The sequence below is a fragment of the Lentibacillus jeotgali genome (assembly GCF_000224785.1).
In the GTDB taxonomy this organism is placed as follows: domain Bacteria; phylum Bacillota; class Bacilli; order Bacillales; family Amphibacillaceae; genus Lentibacillus; species Lentibacillus jeotgali.
Window position 1 is genome coordinate 237297 of the sequence record NZ_AGAV01000019.1, and the last position, 16173, is coordinate 253469.

Sequence of the window (16173 nt, forward strand, 5' to 3'; positions counted from 1 at the left end):
TATGAGAAGCTATTTGCTGACGATATGGAACACGCTTGATCCTATTTACTATAATTTCACAAGACTTCATCACGTGGCGGATCATGACCGGAATAAAACGATATTCCGCGTCAGGTTAACAAAATACAGAGGGTCGCCAGTGGTCCTTGAAGATGGCACAGCAATCCGGAAAAACGATGTGCTGTTGAAAATCCACTTGCATAACGTTCGCATGATCCGTGAGCTAAGGGACATCAAAAGCGAGGTTCAGCGCGCTTTGCTGTTATATCATATGATCCGGGATGATATGCAATGTCTTTCCAGTTATCTTGAAAAACACCCCAGACGCCAAGAAATAAAAGCAGTAATTGGGATTACGATGTTGAATAGGGGAACACAGCGGCTTGGATTCGAGACATTTTCGATACAAAACCGAAGTTACCGGCTGTTCAAGCAATTGACATGCCTGTTAATTAATTTTATTGCAGGCCGCCCTGACCGAAATCCGCCCATTTATTTATTCATGTCTGTGAACCGGCTACTAAATCATTCGGAACGACGACTAAATTAAACGTGGTTGGTCTGGCTGAATGGAATTTGGTGAAATGTTATCTCCGGTCTTGATCCAATTCGTATATTGAGTCCGGTCTGTCCTAGCCCTTCACTGATATAAAATGGTGATTGATCGTGTATATGCAACCCTTTAATGACGTTCTGTTTTGCGAGTTTGCCCATTTTAACAAGGTGGTACGCCTTAGGATAACAGATCTGGCCGCCATGAAAATGTCCGGCCATTAAATAATCGAACTTATAGCCCTGCATATCGAGCACGACGTTCGGATCATGCGTCAGAACGATATTTGTTCCTGGATTCACATGCCGATAGGCCAAGGACAGGTCACTGCTGTTTGTACTGTAGTCATCAATCCCGATGATATTAATCGTATGTCCTTCTACTGTAAAACTTTCATGACTATTCTGCAGCACCTGAATATCGTGCTGCTGCAGCCGATTAATGAGATCTGTCAAATCGCGGTGCTTCAGTACATAATCGTGATTGCCCAGCACTGCATAGATGCCATATGCGGGTTTCATCTTCTGTAAAACACGCAAATAGGGCAGCAATTTTGGAATGCTGCGTTTTCGGTCGAGGAAGTCACCGGTCAGTGCGATCATATCGACTGATTCATTTCTCAGTTTTTCCGCCAGCTGGGAAGGTGTTAACGATATATTTTCCAAATGTAAATCGGACAGATGAAGGATGGACAGCATCGAGAGTTGTTCATCAGACTCAGGAGTTGCGTTTATTTTATTAATCTGTATATCGTGTGTATTTTTGTAGGCTTTGAACAGGAAGTAGCCAATACACAACATTATAAGCACTATTATGGCGTATATCATTGTATTACTCCTCTCCTGAGAAAATTATAGCATTTGTTGCTGTCAGAATCATTGGTAATTGAAGCCAGACAGACTGGTTTCCAGTGGAGGTAAAAAACATGGACAAGGCACTATTCTTGCCATTCATGCAAATACAAACCGGACATCATCATGTGGCAGATGCATTAATTAAGGAAATTGAATCTAGCCGGAATGATATGTCATGTGAGAAAGTGGATATTTTGTCATACAGTTATGGCAGAATGGAAAACGTTATTTCTTCCGCTTATCTAAACTGGATTAGGTATTTTCCGGATTCTTATGATTGGCTTTACAGGTTTGCAGCCTGTAAAAAAGCACCTTTACATAACCGTCGATATTTTTATGAAGCGCTGTTTTTATATTTTTTCAAACGGCTTACTAAACGGCATGATGTCCGAATCTTGTTTTGCACGCACGCTCTACCATCCTACATGGCGAGTGTTTTAAAAATGAAAAATAAATTGCCGTCAGTGACGGTCAATGTTTATACGGATTTTTTCGTTAATAATGTCTGGGGGATTGAAGGGATCGATTATCACTTTGTTCCCACATTGGCGGTTAAGAATTATTTAACGGCAAAAGGTGTCAGGCCAGAGGCGATTTATGTAACAGGCATACCAGCCGGTTATGCGTTTCAGCCAAAGGAAGGACACATAGCGGCCGGGAAGGATATGATAAAGGTGCTGGTGACCGGCGGCAGCCTTGGGGTCGGTTCGTTAAGGAATTTGCTTACGGCACTCAAGTCGGATAAGATTCATTACTACATTTTATGCGGTAAAAATGATACATTATATCAGGAGTTGATTAGACAGGAACAGAAATCAGTTACGCCGATTCCGTATATTACAAACAAGGCTGAGATGAATCAGTTATACGATCAGGTTGATGCGGTGCTGACAAAGCCTGGCGGGGTAACGATCAGTGAATGTTTGTTGAAACGAAAGCCGATTTTCTTTTATAATCCGCTGCCCGGACAGGAACGGATAAATGCGGAGCAAATGAAGCGGCTGGGGACAGCAATACCGGTGGATAAGGATAGTAAATTGGAAGAACAGTTATTGCACTTTTTCACGGACGAAAATAGACAAAACGTGTATCAAGGCAACGTTAACGCGTACCATCGCCAACTGGACCGCCGGCCGCTGTCAGACCTTTTGGAAGAAATGCTCGATAAAAAACATTAGCGGGATTAGCTGCTAATGTTTTTTAAATTTCAACAAGCACTTCGCTTTCGACCGCTTGTCAACCCTTTATGAATGATTTATAGCATGGATATCGGGTAAAATGGATAATGGATGAAAATCATAAAGACGAATATTTGTTCGCTTCCCAGTTAAAATATCGAACCATATGTGATAGAATAGATTTATCTGATAGTTAAACTGACAGGACGTTTTATTTTATCGGTAGAGAACGGAGGTTTTCGTTTTGGAAAATAAATTTGAACTAGTTGCCGATTATGAACCGCGCGGTGATCAACCCGAAGCGATCAGAGAAATCGTCGAAAAGGTAAAAGCGGGGCAGCAGCACCAGACATTACTGGGTGCAACGGGTACCGGAAAAACGTTTACGGTATCCAATGCCATAACGGAGATTAACCGTCCGACGCTGGTGATTGCCCATAATAAAACACTGGCCGGCCAATTATATAGTGAGTTTAAGGAGTTTTTTCCGAATAATGCTGTCGAGTATTTTGTCAGCTATTATGACTATTATCAGCCGGAAGCCTATGTACCGTCGACAGATACGTTTATTGAAAAGGACGCCAGCATTAACGATGAAATCGATAAACTGAGGCACTCGGCAACGTCAGCATTAATTGAACGCCACGATGTGCTGATTGTTTCCAGTGTGTCGTGTATTTATGGTTTGGGGTCACCGGAAGAGTATGAGAGCCAGGTGCTTTCGTTAAGAATGGGAATGGAAAAGGATCGCGACCAGCTTTTGCGGGATTTGGTCGATATTCAGTACGCCAGAAACGATATAGATTTTCAGCGCGGAACATTCCGTGTTCGCGGAGATTCGGTCGAAGTTATTCCGGCTTCACGGGAAGAACACTGTATTCGGATTGAATTTTTTGGTGATGAAATCGATCGGATTCGTGAAGTTGATGCGTTAACCGGCGAAATTGTCGGCGACCGGGAACATGTTGCCATTTTTCCGGCATCCCACTTTGTCACACGTGAAGAAAAGCTAAAAAAGGCGATTAAAAACATTGAAAAAGAGCTGGAGGAACGGCTGAAGGAGCTGCGTGAAGATGATAAGCTTCTGGAAGCACAGCGTCTTGAGCAGCGCACCAATTACGACATCGAAATGATGGAGGAAATGGGCTTTTGCTCGGGTATCGAAAACTATTCACGGCATTTAACTTTCCGTGAGCCCGGTTCGACGCCATATACATTATTGGATTTCTTTCCGGAAGATTTTCTGTGTGTCATTGATGAATCGCACGTGACACTGCCGCAGATCAGGGGAATGTATAATGGTGACAGGGCGCGCAAACAGGTATTGGTTGACCACGGCTTTCGCCTGCCGTCCGCCCTCGATAACCGGCCGTTAAGGTTTGGGGAGTTTGAAAAAGCAACCAACCAGCTGATTTATGTCTCGGCAACGCCAGGACCATATGAACGGGAGCATGCACCGGATTATACCGAACAGATCATTCGTCCGACGGGGCTGCTGGATCCGAAAGTACACGTCAGACCAATTGATGGGCAGGTTGATAATTTGATAGAAGAAATCAGCAAAAGGTCGAAGCGGAATGAGCGTGTACTGGTAACAACGCTGACGAAAAAAATGTCTGAGGATTTGACCGATTACCTGAAAGAAATCGGCATGAAAGTTGCCTACTTGCATTCGGAAATTAAGACACTGGAGCGGATAGAAGTCATACGGGACTTGCGTGTCGGCAAATACGATGTGCTTGTCGGCATTAATCTGCTGCGGGAAGGACTGGATATACCGGAAGTATCCCTTGTTGCTATTCTGGATGCCGATAAGGAGGGTTTCCTTCGTTCCGAGCGCTCGCTAATCCAGACAATGGGGCGTGCGGCACGTAATGAGAACGGGGAAGTTATCATGTACGGTGATAAGATCACGAATTCCATGCAAGTCGCCATTGATGAAACAAACCGCCGCCGTGAAAAACAAATGGCATATAATGAGCGATATAATATTACACCAACAACGATCCGCAAAGACGTTCGCGATGTGATTCAGGCAACCGTGGCCGCCGAGGACGTTGAGGATTATGAAGACAAGAAAACCAATGTTGCCAAGATGACGAAAACCGAGAAATCAAAAATGATTGATAGTATGGAAAAAGAAATGAAAGAAGCGGCAAAAGCGCTTGATTTTGAAAAAGCTGCCGAACTTCGTGATATTGTACTTGAATTAAAGGCAGAAGGCGCCTGATCATTCAACCCGCTTTTTAAAACAAATACTATCAAGCAAAGTGGAAGGATGACCTGTTCATGCCAAGCAAAGAAATAAAGATTCAAGGTGCCCGCGTAAATAATTTACAAAATATAGATGTATCAATCCCTAAAAATAAATTTGTCGTTTTAACGGGACTCTCAGGGTCGGGAAAATCTTCGCTGGCCTTTGATACGGTCTATGCGGAGGGGCAGCGCCGTTACGTGGAATCCCTTTCCGCCTATGCGCGGCAATTTTTAGGTCAGATGGATAAGCCTGACGTTGATGCCATCGAGGGACTGTCTCCGTCCATATCAATCGACCAGAAAACGACAAGCAACAATCCGCGTTCAACGGTTGGTACCGTAACGGAAATTTACGATTACCTGCGTCTGCTGTATGCGCGTGTCGGACACCCGACATGCCCGCGTCATGGAATTGAAATCAGTTCACAAACAGTACAGCAGATGGTAGACCGGATACTTGAATACCCGGAGCGGACAAGAATGCAGATCCTTGCTCCGGTGATTTCGGGACGCAAGGGGGAACATGCCAATACGATTGAAAAACTGAAACAGGAAGGCTATGTCCGTATCCGTGTCGACCAGGAAATGCGTGAAGTAACTGACGATATCAAGCTTGACAAAAACAAAAAACATTCGATTGAAGTGGTTGTCGACCGAATCATCGTCAAAGAAGGTGTTGCAGGCCGTTTGAGCGATTCAATTGAAACTGCACTTGGATTGGGTGAAGGTAATCTTATTGTTGATGTGATTGGTGATGAAGAACTTTTATTCAGTGAAAACCATGCATGCCCGATCTGCGGTTTCTCCATTGGTGAGCTTGAACCGCGTTTGTTTTCGTTTAACAGTCCGTTTGGTGCCTGTCCATCTTGTGATGGGCTTGGCACAAACCTTGAAGTCGATCTGGACCTTGTGATCCCGGACTGGGATAAAACATTAAAACAGCATGCGATTGCTGCTTGGGAACCGGTCAGCTCCCAATATTATCCACAGCTTTTGAAAAGTGTCTGTGACCATTATGGCATTGATATGAATATTCCGGTCAAAGATATTCCGAAAAAACAAATGGACAAAATTTTATACGGAAGCGGTAAGGAAAAAATTCGTTTCGAGTATAAAAACGATTTTGGCAAACTTCGCGATAACCATATTTATTTTGAAGGTGTTCTGAACAATATTGCCCGCAGATATCGGGAAACGCCGTCCGATTTCACCCGTGAGCTGCTATCTAAATATATGGCTGATAAAAAATGTCCAACGTGCAACGGCCACCGTCTTAAGGAAGAAGCGCTTGCTGTGTTGGTTAACGGAAAACATATCAGCGAAGTGACCGATTATGCAATTACAGAGGCCAAGCAATTTTTTGCCAATCTCTCCTTGACGGAAAAAGAAGAAACAATCGCCCAAATGATCCTGAAAGAAATTACGGATCGATTGGAATTCCTGAATAATGTCGGCCTTAATTATTTGACCTTGTCGCGTAAAGCCGGAACATTATCCGGTGGTGAAGCACAGCGGATCAGATTGGCAACCCAGATCGGCTCAGCATTGACAGGGGTCCTGTATGTGCTCGATGAACCGTCAATCGGACTTCATCAGCGCGACAACAACCGGTTGATCAATACGCTGAAACAAATGCGGGATCTCGACAATACACTGATTGTCGTTGAGCATGATGAAGATACAATGCTGGCGGCTGATCATTTAATTGATATTGGCCCGGGAGCCGGCGAGCATGGCGGTGAAGTCGTTGCCAGTGATACACCGGAAAACGTTAAGCAAAACTCGGAATCCCTGACAGGACAATATCTTGCAGGTGATAAATATATACCGCTCCCAGCGAAACGACGCAAACAGAATAAACGCAAGCAAATTAAAGTGGTTGGGGCTGAAGAAAACAATCTGAAAAATGTCGACGCATCATTCCCGGTCGGGCTGCTGACAGTCATTACAGGCGTATCCGGTTCTGGCAAGAGTTCATTGGTCAACGAAATTTTATACAAATCACTGGCTAAACAACTGAACCGCGCCAAAGTCAAGCCTGGAAAACATCAGAAGATTAATGGCCTCAAAAATATCGAGAAAGTGATTGACATTGACCAGTCGCCGATTGGTCGGACACCACGGTCAAATCCGGCAACCTATACAGGTGTGTTCGATAGTATACGTGATGTTTTTGCACAGACAAATGAAGCCAAAATACGTGGTTATAAAAAAGGGCGGTTTAGCTTCAACGTAAAAGGCGGTCGCTGTGAGGCATGCAAAGGTGACGGCATTATCAAGATTGCAATGCATTTCCTTCCCGATGTCTATGTACCTTGTGAAGTATGTCATGGCAAACGCTATAACCGTGATACACTGGAAGTGAAATATAAAGGAAAAAGCATTGCAGATGTACTGGAGATGACGATTGAGGAATCACTGGACTTTTTCAGTAATCTTCCGAAAATCAAGCGGAAATTGCAGACGGTATATGATGTCGGACTTGGCTATATCAAACTGGGACAGCCCGCCACGACCCTTTCCGGCGGGGAAGCACAGCGGGTGAAACTCGCAAGTGAGCTCCACCGCCGGTCCAACGGCAAATCATTTTATATTCTGGACGAGCCGACAACAGGTCTTCATACCGATGATATCAACCGGCTCATGAATGTGCTGCAGCGGCTTGTTGATAACGGTGATTCCGTTTTGATTATTGAGCACAATTTGGATGTGATCAAAACAGCAGATCATATCATTGATCTTGGACCTGAAGGCGGTGATGGCGGCGGGGAAATTATTGTTGCCGGAACACCGGAAGAAGTTGCCAGCAATGAGCAATCCTATACGGGACGCTATTTAAAGCCGATTTTGGAACGGGATCGCAAACGAATGGAACGCGATATGGAGCAGCGGGAAAAAGTCGGATCAAAATAAATAAAGAAGAGCGGCAGGCTGTTTAGAGGTTTGCCGTTTTTCATGACCGATTTGATGGGACCCTGCGGAGGTGTTCCCGGAGAACACAAACATGGGCGCAAAAAACGAAACATGTTCCGGTCAAAACTTTTGACGCGGTAGTCCCATTTCGCTAACCTTGAAGAAGAGAATTTATCCCGTATATAACGGACAGTAAGGGATTATTCACCACCACTGAAAGAAGTTTGATTTTATGCTGGGGAGGAACTGGAAGATGACGCCAATTGAAAGCGAAAAGGTACAACAGCTGTTGGAAATGTTAATCGGCAAAGATGTTTATATTCATTTGGAAACGACGAATGGCGCCTATGCAAGCCATCTTAACGAGAAGGCATATAATGTCGGTGCCTATATACGCAATGCGAAGGTGAATTTTTCACAGGCAAAAATTATCGGAAACGGCAACAGCTTTCGTGTCGGGCTAAAAATCGATTGGGGCTGGATTTATGCAGAAGGGTTAACAGATTGGACGCTTCATAACGAAAGCCAGTTGCTTTTGGCTGGTCATGATCGTGAAGGACGGCTGATGGTTGCATTGCATATCAGTGAAACACCACTTGGTGAATAATATCTGCAGCAAAGGGTCAGGTGAAAATGATGGAAAAGCATGTTGTTGTGATTTACCCGCACCCGGATGATGAATCATTCGGTGCTGCCGGAACGATTATAAACTATCGTGAACAGGGTGTACCTGTCACGTATTTGTGCGGCACATTAGGCGAAATGGGCAGGAATATGGGGGCCCCTCCTTTTGCTAACCGGGAAACACTTTCAAAAATCCGTAAAAAAGAATTGGTTGACGCATGTTCGGAATTGGATGTCGATCTCCGCATGCTCGGGTATCGTGACAAGACACTGGAATTTGAAGACAGGCGTGGAGTAGCGGAACTTCTGAAGGGCATTCTTGAGGAAATACGGCCAAGTCTGGTTATCACACATTACCCCGATTATGCCGTGCACCCTGATCATGATGCAATGGGAGCAGCGGCAATTGAAGCTGTCAGAATGATGGACCCGAAAAGCCGGCCGACTGTCTGGGCCCAAGCAATCAGCAATGACCACCTTGAAGAACTGGGCAGGCCGGATATTGTCAATGATGTCAGACCTTTTTTTGACAAGAAGATGAACGCCATCCTTTGCCATAAGTCGCAGGCGAGCGGGATATTGGGTCAATTCCAGGAAAACTGGGCAACCGATGACATGAAAGAGGCAGCGAAAAAGCAATTAGGCAAGGAGGCGTTTTACATTTGGCATTTTCGTGAATAATCTAGTAAGAGAGGAGGATTATTCATGAAAAAACGATTATATCGGTCGACATCCGAGCGTATGATAAAAGGTGTATGTGGAGGCTTGGCGGAATACTTCAATATTGATCCGACCATTATCCGTTTATTGTTTGCGGCACTGGCATTTGCGGGAGGAGCATCCATATACGCTTATATTATCGCTATTTTCGTTATTCCAAGTGATCGGGAGGTGCGTTAATGCTGCTTCGCTGGATCATATCGATTTTTCTGAATGCTGTGGCATTGATTGTTGTGGCACAGCTGTTCAGCTCTTTCCAGCTTGACGGGTTTGGCACTGCACTTCTGGCCAGTGTCATTCTCGGCATTTTGAATGCTATCGTAAAACCGATTTTGGTTGTTTTGACATTGCCGATAACACTGGTGACACTCGGTCTGTTCTTGTTTGTCATCAATGCAATCACACTGATGATTACCCAGGCAATAATGGATGAATCATTCGTTATTGGCGGATTTGGAACAGCAATCATTGCAGCTGTGGTCATATCCATATTGAACTTGCTCCTGAACAAACTTGTCAAGGATACTGTCAGTTAATCGCAGGTAAGGCCCTGCGATTTTTTCAGCTCTTATGGTCAATGACAATACTCGATATTGTTAAAATATGCTACAATGTAAATCAGCAGTTTAGGAGTTAATGGAGGTTTCAGTTCATGTCGACAGTCCGTACGAAGGATTTGCTGGAAAATTTCAACTTGACCCTTGTAGCAGGGGGCGATGGTGTTCACCGGGAAATCATTTCAAGTGATGTGCATCGTCCTGGTATTGAAATGACCGGCTATTTTCATTACTATCCAAAAGAACGTGTTCAATTGATCGGAAAAACGGAAATGGCTTATTTTCTTGATTTATCCGACGAAAATAAAAAAGACCGTATGGAACAACTGTGTACAGATATAACACCTGTTATTGTCATTTCACGCGGGATGGATATTCCTGATGTGATGCTGGAAACGGCGGATAAGGCAGGCGTCCCGATTTTACATTCACCACGGAAAACAACCCGTGTCATCAGCAGACTGACCAACTATCTGGAAGCAAAATTCGCCCCGTATACAGCCATCCATGGTGTGTTAGTCGATATCTATGGTGTCGGGGTTCTTATAACAGGGCAAAGTGGTGTTGGTAAAAGTGAGTCGGCTCTTGAGCTGGTGAAGCGCGGACACCGTCTGGTTGCAGATGACAGTGTCGAGATTCGGCAGGAAGATTATGATCGGCTGATTGGTAATTCACCGCCGTTAATCGAGCACCTGCTGGAAATCCGCGGGCTGGGCATCATTAATGTCATGACGCTGTTTGGTGCCGGTGCAATCAGGAGTTATAAAAAAATATCATTGATCATCAATTTAGAATTGTGGGATGAAAAGAAACAGTATGACCGTCTTGGACTTGATGAAGAAAAGATGAAAATTATGGATGTCAGTTTACCGAAAGCAACCATTCCGGTTCGCCCGGGACGTAATCTTGCTGTCATCATTGAGGTTGCTGCTATGAATTTCCGTCTGAAGCGGATGGGTGTTAATGCTGCTGAAGAATTTTCCGAGAGGCTGACAGAAATGATTGATGAAGGAAATACTACAGAGTAGGGGTGATTGATGTGACGTGCAGTGCACCTGCGATGGACCCGGTTTTTTTGGAAATTGGTCCTCTGACCATTTATTGGTATGGGCTGATTATAGCCTTTGGGGCTTTCCTGGGGTTGTATGTGGCCACAAAGGAATCCGACCGGCTGGGCTTACAGAAGGATTTGATGGTTGACCTGGTTGTGTTTGCCATTCCGGTTGCCATTATATTTGCACGTATTTATTACGTTATTTTTGAATGGGACCGCTATACAGGCGGGCCGTGGTGGGACGTTTTCGCTATTTGGGAAGGCGGTATTGCCATTCACGGGGCGCTTATTGGATCGGTTCTGACCGCTATTATATTTGCACGGGTGCGAAATGTTTCGTTCTGGCAGCTGGCAGATATCGCGGCGCCAAGTTTGATTCTGGGGCAGGCAATCGGCCGCTGGGGGAACTTCATGAACCAGGAAGCACACGGCGGTCCAATTTCTGAAGAAACTTCCAACAGTTTCCATACATATTTGCCTGATTTCATCATGAATCAGATGTGCATTGATGGCGTTATGTATCATCCTACATTTTTATATGAATCCGTCTGGAACGTATTGGTATTTATACTCTTGTTAGTTCTGCGTCGCAGGAATCCGTTGCGCGGCGAGGTATTTCTGAGCTACCTAATGGCTTATTCGTTCGGCCGTTTCTTTATTGAAGGCATGCGAACGGATAGTTTATATGTACCCGGGACCGAAATCCGAATGGCACAGCTCATTTCAGTGGCTATTATTTTGGCTGTGATTGCTTTAATTTGGTACCGCCGCAAATCCGGTATGGCGCGTAATCATTACGATGGTAAAAAGGTTAAGAAGAAGAAAAACAACTAATGAAAAGCGGGTGATGGGTAATTGACAGGAATATTGCAGCGGGGATTAAAACAAGGTCTCCAAGTGACTTGGACATTAGGGAAAGTCATTTTTCCCATTACGCTAATTGTGACCATTTTGCAATATACGCCGGTGCTTCCCTGGATTATTGACAAACTCAGTCCACTAATGGGCCTCCTGGGGCTGTCCGGTGAGGCTGCAGTGCCGCTGGTGTTGGGAAATGCCCTGAACTTGTATGCTGGCATTGCAGCGATCGTGTCATTTGAATTTACAGTAAAAGAAGTCTTTATAATGGCTGTTATGATGTCTTTTTCGCATAATCTGTTTATTGAGTCAGCGGTAGCTTCCAAAGTTGGTGTCAGCTGGTGGCTTATTTCAGGCATTCGTATTTCACTTGCGCTGATTTCGGCCACTATCATTAATCTGCTATGGAGCGGTGGAACGGAAGCGGCACAGTATGGTCTCATCTCTTCATCTGATGTTGTGCTGGATGGATGGGCAGCGATTTCATTGCATGGATTGCAAACAGCACTTGTGGCTATTGTGCAGCTGGCATTAATCGTTATCCCATTAATGATTGCTATGCAATTTTTCCGTGAAAAAGGCTGGCTTACTGCAATATCCGATAAGCTTGGTCCATTTACAAGGATGCTGGGAATGGAAAAGAACACCTCAATGACACTTGTTGCAGGTCTGACAATCGGCCTGGCATATGGTGCGGGTTTAATGATCCAGGCGGTAAAAGAAGACGGGGTGTCAAGACGGGATATGTATTTGGCTCTGATCTTTCTTGTTTCCTGTCATGCGGTTGTGGAGGATACACTGGTATTTATCCCGCTTGGCATCCCGGTATGGCCGCTATTATTAATCCGTCTGGTGACTGCTATCGTCTTGACCATGTCTGTCGCATTTGTCTGGAAGCGAATCGAAAAACAAAACAGGAAGGAACCAGCACATGAACATTCATACCATACTCTTTGACCTTGATGGAACACTGATCGACACGAATGAACTAATCATTGAATCGTTTACGCATACATTCAACGCTTATGGAAGAAAACTTACCCGTGCCGAAGCGATTGAATTTATCGGACCACCATTGAAAGACTCGTTCAGTCAATTTGCACCTGAGCAGGTGGATGCGATGGTCGAAACATACCGGAAGCATAACATGAAGCATCATGATAATTACGTGAAGGCATTTCCCCATGCTGCCGAAACGCTTGCGGAGCTAAAAAAAGGTGACGTTAAGCTCGGAGTTGTCACGACCAAGATGCGGGGAACGGTGGAGATGGGCCTCCGGGTTACCGAACTTGACAGTTATTTTAATACGGTTATTACGCTCGATGACGTCAGCCACGCCAAACCGCATCCAGAACCGATCATTAAAGCCTTGAGAGCAATGAATGCAGATGCTGAGTCAACACTAATGGTCGGTGATAATTTCCATGATATTGAAGCAGGGCATCATGCGGGTGTTAAGACAGCGGGGGTTGCATGGTCATTAAAAGGCCGGGAGAAACTATTGTCATACAAACCGTCATACATGCTCGATGACATGTCTGATCTGTTGGAGATCACAGGAGTGTAGGCTATGCGAAAAACCAATCGGTACACCGTCCAACATGCCAACTCCCTGTGGCAAATTTATCAAACCGTCCCATTTATGAAAGTCATGAAAAACTTTGTCTTTATCCAATTGGGAAGGTACACACCTTTTTTGAGTGTGAAAAATTGGCTTTACCGGACGTTTTTGCGGATGAAAGTTGGCGATAAAACAGCATTTGCATTGATGGTCATGCCTGATATCATGTTTCCGGAAAAAATAGCGGTTGGATCGAACAGCATCATAGGCTACAATACAACCATTCTCGCACATGAATATTTAATCAAAGAATATCGGATCGGGAAGGTTATAATTGGTGATGGTGTCATGATTGGAGCCAATACAACCATTTTACCCGGAGTGACAATTGGTAATGGTGCTGTCGTTTCCTCAGCAACACTTGTCAATCAGAATGTGCCGCCGGGAGCGTTTGTCGGTGGTAACCCAATGCAGGTGATTTACACGAAAGAAGAGATGGACAAGCGGATGAGCGAGAAGAAAGATGGAATGAGCCGGGAGGATAGATGAAATTCGGTTCGCCGGTATTCAATTTAAGACCCCGACATTGACATTAGATGATAATACGCGAATATAAAAGCCACCGTTGCATATAAACAGTGGCTTTTTTTGTAATGGAAATTCACTAAAGTTTTTGCAGCGTTTATATAGAACATAGCCTGCATGGTAATGTCCTTTTGTTTTAATGCAAGCGTTTTTCATATACAATAGATATTAAAGCCAAGTAATGGAGGAGAACAATGGACTACGAAAACTTAACGCTGCACACAGATAAATATCAAATCAACATGATGTATGCGCATTGGAAAAATAACTCCCATAATCGTCAGGCAGTTTTTGATGCGTATATCCGCAAGAATCCTTTCAGGAACGGCTATACGGTGTTTGCTGGACTGGAGCGGATTGTGCATTACATTAATAACTTGCGCTTTACAGAAGAGGATATCGACTACTTAAAACAGCAGGAAGAAAACTATGAACCTGAATTTTTGGACGAACTGAGGAGATTCTCCTTTACAGGGAACATTTATGCGATGCGTGAAGGGGAAGTTGTTTTTCCGAATGAACCGCTCATTCGGGTGGAAGCGCGGATTTTTGAGTCTCAGTTAGTTGAAACGGCCATTTTGAATATGATGAACTATCAAAGTTTGATTGCTACAAAGGCAAGCCGTATCAAGCAGGTTGCCAATAATGACATGTTGATTGAATTCGGCACACGACGTGCACAAGAGGCTGATGCTGCTATTTGGGGAGCACGCGCTGCTTATATTGCCGGGTTTCATGGCACATCGAATATGCGTGCCGGTAAACTGTTTAATATTCCGGCGAAAGGAACACATGCCCATTCATGGATTCAAGATCATGACAGTGAAGAAGAAGCGTTTACGAATTTTGCTAAAGCCCTTCCAGACCAGTCGGTATTGCTTGTCGATACATATGATACGCTGAGATCAGGGATTCCCAACGCCATCAAAACTGGAAGAATGCTCGAAGCCCAGGGGAAGAAGCTGAACGCAATCCGTCTTGACAGCGGAGACTTGGCCCGCTTGTCCATCGAGGGCAGGAAAATGCTTGATGAAGCAGGGATGGAACACGTTGAGATTATGGCTTCCAATGATCTCGATGAAGAGGTGATCATGCACCTGAAATTGCAAGGGGCCAAAATTGATTCCTGGGGTGTTGGAACCAAGTTGATTACCGGTGCAAGAAAGCCATCGCTCGGCGGCGTATATAAACTCGTCGCCAGAGAAGATGAAGACAAGCTTATTCCGGTCATCAAGCTATCTGAAGACCTGAACAAAGTGACAACCCCGGGTCCAAAAAAGGTTTATCGGATCATCAACCGTAAGACGAATAAGTCGGAAGGTGATTATATTGCACTTGCGTATGAAACAGTGGATGATAAACCACTTAAGATGTTTGATCCGTTTTTCCCACAAAAGTTCAAATATGTGAATGACTATGAAGCGGTCGACCTCCTGAAGCCAATCTTTATAAATGGGAAACAGGTATATGAACTGCCGACACTTGAGGATATTCACCGTTATCATGAAGAGCAGCTTTCCTATATATGGGAAGAAACATTGAGACTGCTCAACCCGCAAACCTACTATGTCGATTTGAGCTATGAATTGTGGAAGATGAAGCAGGATATGATGGAGGAACATTCGATGGAGTAAGCTAAGTTGTCCGTCGTCCGTGTTCATGGCAAATTATATGAAGCAATGGAAGTGGACAGGCTGTATGGCTTTTCAGCAAATGGATCATGCAGCCGGTAAGCGCGGCATCATTTCCGAGGTGATGCCGCGTTTGGCTTTTATCGTATGGGTAATGCAGTTAAAAGGAGGCATAATATGGAGGTTCCAAGAGGAATTGTTCCAGCAATTCGACAAATGAAAGATTTTGAGAAGGCTCTGGAATCTAGCTATAATACCATCGTTTTTTTGGAAACACGGCTTGCTCAGTTAAAAAGCTTGGTCAAATACTCAAAACGGTCGGATAAGCAAGTACTGCTTCATTTTGATCTGATTCAGGGATTGAAAGCCGATGAATACGGTATGGAGTTTTTAATTCGGGATATCAATCCGGATGGCATTATATCCACAAGGGGGAATATTATTAAACTCGCCAAGAAGCATAAGCTATTGGCCATTCAGCGTATGTTCCTGTTGGATAGTATGGCGGTTGAGCATAATTTAAAATTAATTGACCGTTTCAAACCTGATTGCATTGAATTGTTGCCCGGGCTTATTCCTGACGTTATTGAGCAAATTAATGACGAAACTGGAATACCTGTGATTGCAGGGGGACTTATCAGGAGTTCAGCAGAAGCTTCTTCAGCACTGGATGCGGGAGCAGTTGCTGTATCGACATCAAACACTGAATTGTGGGGTGTTAATAAATAAAAATTAAAGTATGAGTAAAATGTTTACGGGAAGGATATAGGGTTTAAAATATTCTGACATAAGGGGTTCTGCTGGCAGAATCCCTTATGTCAGAAATTCT

The 16173-nt window shown here is 44.3% G+C and carries 16 protein-coding genes; 15 read left to right on the plus strand and 1 reads right to left on the minus strand.

The window, feature by feature from the left end; translation table 11 throughout:
- The first annotated feature begins 1 nt into the window (after nucleotide 1).
- Entirely contained in the window at nucleotides 2-550 is a 549-nt protein-coding gene (locus tag ON01_RS16525) for a YkoP family protein (protein ID WP_010532125.1), read from the plus strand.
- Here the strand turns inward: ON01_RS16525 and ON01_RS16530 are convergent.
- A complete protein-coding gene (locus tag ON01_RS16530) occupies nucleotides 547-1380 on the minus strand; it encodes a metallophosphoesterase (protein ID WP_010532126.1) in 834 nt (277 codons plus the stop codon). The genes ON01_RS16525 and ON01_RS16530 overlap by 4 nt on opposite strands.
- A 98-nt stretch (nucleotides 1381-1478) precedes the next feature.
- Here ON01_RS16530 and ON01_RS16535 point away from each other — a divergent pair, with 98 nt between their 5' ends.
- The 14 genes from ON01_RS16535 (at nucleotide 1479) to ON01_RS16600 (ending at nucleotide 16073) form a co-directional block, all read left to right on the plus strand.
- Nucleotides 1479-2585: an MGDG synthase family glycosyltransferase gene (locus ON01_RS16535; protein ID WP_010532127.1), complete on the plus strand. Its 1107-nt coding sequence runs from the start codon at nucleotides 1479-1481 to the stop codon at nucleotides 2583-2585.
- A 244-nt stretch (nucleotides 2586-2829) separates the two neighbouring features.
- Nucleotides 2830-4815, plus strand: a complete 1986-nt coding sequence (uvrB, locus tag ON01_RS16540) for an excinuclease ABC subunit UvrB (protein WP_010532128.1) — start codon at nucleotides 2830-2832, stop codon at nucleotides 4813-4815.
- Between the two features lie 59 nt (nucleotides 4816-4874).
- Complete coding sequence (gene uvrA, locus ON01_RS16545; protein ID WP_010532129.1) at nucleotides 4875-7754, plus strand: excinuclease ABC subunit UvrA; 2880 nt, start codon at nucleotides 4875-4877, stop codon at nucleotides 7752-7754.
- A gap of 253 nt (nucleotides 7755-8007) precedes the next feature.
- Complete coding sequence (locus ON01_RS16550) at nucleotides 8008-8361, plus strand: YojF family protein (RefSeq protein ID WP_010532130.1); 354 nt, start codon at nucleotides 8008-8010, stop codon at nucleotides 8359-8361.
- A gap of 29 nt (nucleotides 8362-8390) precedes the next feature.
- The gene (gene bshB2 / locus ON01_RS16555; RefSeq protein WP_029329174.1) at nucleotides 8391-9059 is read left to right on the plus strand and encodes a bacillithiol biosynthesis deacetylase BshB2; all 669 of its coding nucleotides are present in this window, start codon (nucleotides 8391-8393) and stop codon (nucleotides 9057-9059) included.
- A 24-nt stretch (nucleotides 9060-9083) separates the two neighbouring features.
- Nucleotides 9084-9278 (plus strand): PspC domain-containing protein, encoded by a 195-nt coding sequence (locus ON01_RS16560; RefSeq protein WP_010532132.1) that lies wholly within the window; start codon nucleotides 9084-9086, stop codon nucleotides 9276-9278.
- Nucleotides 9278-9634 carry a phage holin family protein gene (locus tag ON01_RS16565; protein WP_010532133.1) on the plus strand — a complete coding sequence of 119 codons (357 nt, stop codon included), beginning with the start codon at nucleotides 9278-9280 and terminating at the stop codon, nucleotides 9632-9634. Before ON01_RS16560 ends, ON01_RS16565 begins: the two co-directional genes overlap by 1 nt.
- A gap of 116 nt (nucleotides 9635-9750) precedes the next feature.
- Nucleotides 9751-10683, plus strand: coding sequence for an HPr(Ser) kinase/phosphatase (gene hprK / locus ON01_RS16570; RefSeq protein WP_010532134.1), 933 nt, complete (start codon nucleotides 9751-9753; stop codon nucleotides 10681-10683).
- 11 nt (nucleotides 10684-10694) lie between these two features.
- The gene (lgt, locus tag ON01_RS16575; protein ID WP_010532135.1) at nucleotides 10695-11543 is read left to right on the plus strand and encodes a prolipoprotein diacylglyceryl transferase; all 849 of its coding nucleotides are present in this window, start codon (nucleotides 10695-10697) and stop codon (nucleotides 11541-11543) included.
- Nucleotides 11544-11564: 21 nt separating this feature from the next.
- On the plus strand, nucleotides 11565-12524 hold the full coding sequence (locus ON01_RS16580) for a nucleoside recognition domain-containing protein (RefSeq protein WP_010532136.1): 960 nt from the start codon (nucleotides 11565-11567) through the stop codon (nucleotides 12522-12524).
- The gene (gene ppaX / locus ON01_RS16585) at nucleotides 12499-13134 is read left to right on the plus strand and encodes a pyrophosphatase PpaX (protein ID WP_010532137.1); all 636 of its coding nucleotides are present in this window, start codon (nucleotides 12499-12501) and stop codon (nucleotides 13132-13134) included. Before ON01_RS16580 ends, ppaX begins: the two co-directional genes overlap by 26 nt.
- Before the next feature lie 3 nt (nucleotides 13135-13137).
- Nucleotides 13138-13677: an acyltransferase gene (locus ON01_RS16590; RefSeq protein WP_010532138.1), complete on the plus strand. Its 540-nt coding sequence runs from the start codon at nucleotides 13138-13140 to the stop codon at nucleotides 13675-13677.
- Between the two features lie 230 nt (nucleotides 13678-13907).
- Nucleotides 13908-15347 (plus strand): nicotinate phosphoribosyltransferase, encoded by a 1440-nt coding sequence (locus tag ON01_RS16595; protein ID WP_010532139.1) that lies wholly within the window; start codon nucleotides 13908-13910, stop codon nucleotides 15345-15347.
- Nucleotides 15348-15521: 174 nt separating this feature from the next.
- Nucleotides 15522-16073: a glycerol-3-phosphate responsive antiterminator gene (locus tag ON01_RS16600; protein ID WP_010532140.1), complete on the plus strand. Its 552-nt coding sequence runs from the start codon at nucleotides 15522-15524 to the stop codon at nucleotides 16071-16073.
- Nucleotides 16074-16173: the final 100 nt, after the last annotated feature.

Coding starts and splice junctions, on each gene's coding strand:
- ON01_RS16525 (WP_010532125.1), top strand. CDS start 2: ATGAGAAGCTATTTGCTGACGATATGGAACACGCTTGATCCTATTTAC.
- ON01_RS16530 (WP_010532126.1), bottom strand. CDS start 1,380: ATGATATACGCCATAATAGTGCTTATAATGTTGTGTATTGGCTACTTC.
- ON01_RS16535 (WP_010532127.1), top strand. CDS start 1,479: ATGGACAAGGCACTATTCTTGCCATTCATGCAAATACAAACCGGACAT.
- uvrA (WP_010532129.1), top strand. CDS start 4,875: ATGCCAAGCAAAGAAATAAAGATTCAAGGTGCCCGCGTAAATAATTTA.
- ON01_RS16550 (WP_010532130.1), top strand. CDS start 8,008: ATGACGCCAATTGAAAGCGAAAAGGTACAACAGCTGTTGGAAATGTTA.
- bshB2 (WP_029329174.1), top strand. CDS start 8,391: ATGGAAAAGCATGTTGTTGTGATTTACCCGCACCCGGATGATGAATCA.
- ON01_RS16560 (WP_010532132.1), top strand. CDS start 9,084: ATGAAAAAACGATTATATCGGTCGACATCCGAGCGTATGATAAAAGGT.
- ON01_RS16565 (WP_010532133.1), top strand. CDS start 9,278: ATGCTGCTTCGCTGGATCATATCGATTTTTCTGAATGCTGTGGCATTG.
- hprK (WP_010532134.1), top strand. CDS start 9,751: ATGTCGACAGTCCGTACGAAGGATTTGCTGGAAAATTTCAACTTGACC.
- ppaX (WP_010532137.1), top strand. CDS start 12,499: ATGAACATTCATACCATACTCTTTGACCTTGATGGAACACTGATCGAC.
- ON01_RS16590 (WP_010532138.1), top strand. CDS start 13,138: ATGCGAAAAACCAATCGGTACACCGTCCAACATGCCAACTCCCTGTGG.
- ON01_RS16595 (WP_010532139.1), top strand. CDS start 13,908: ATGGACTACGAAAACTTAACGCTGCACACAGATAAATATCAAATCAAC.
- ON01_RS16600 (WP_010532140.1), top strand. CDS start 15,522: ATGGAGGTTCCAAGAGGAATTGTTCCAGCAATTCGACAAATGAAAGAT.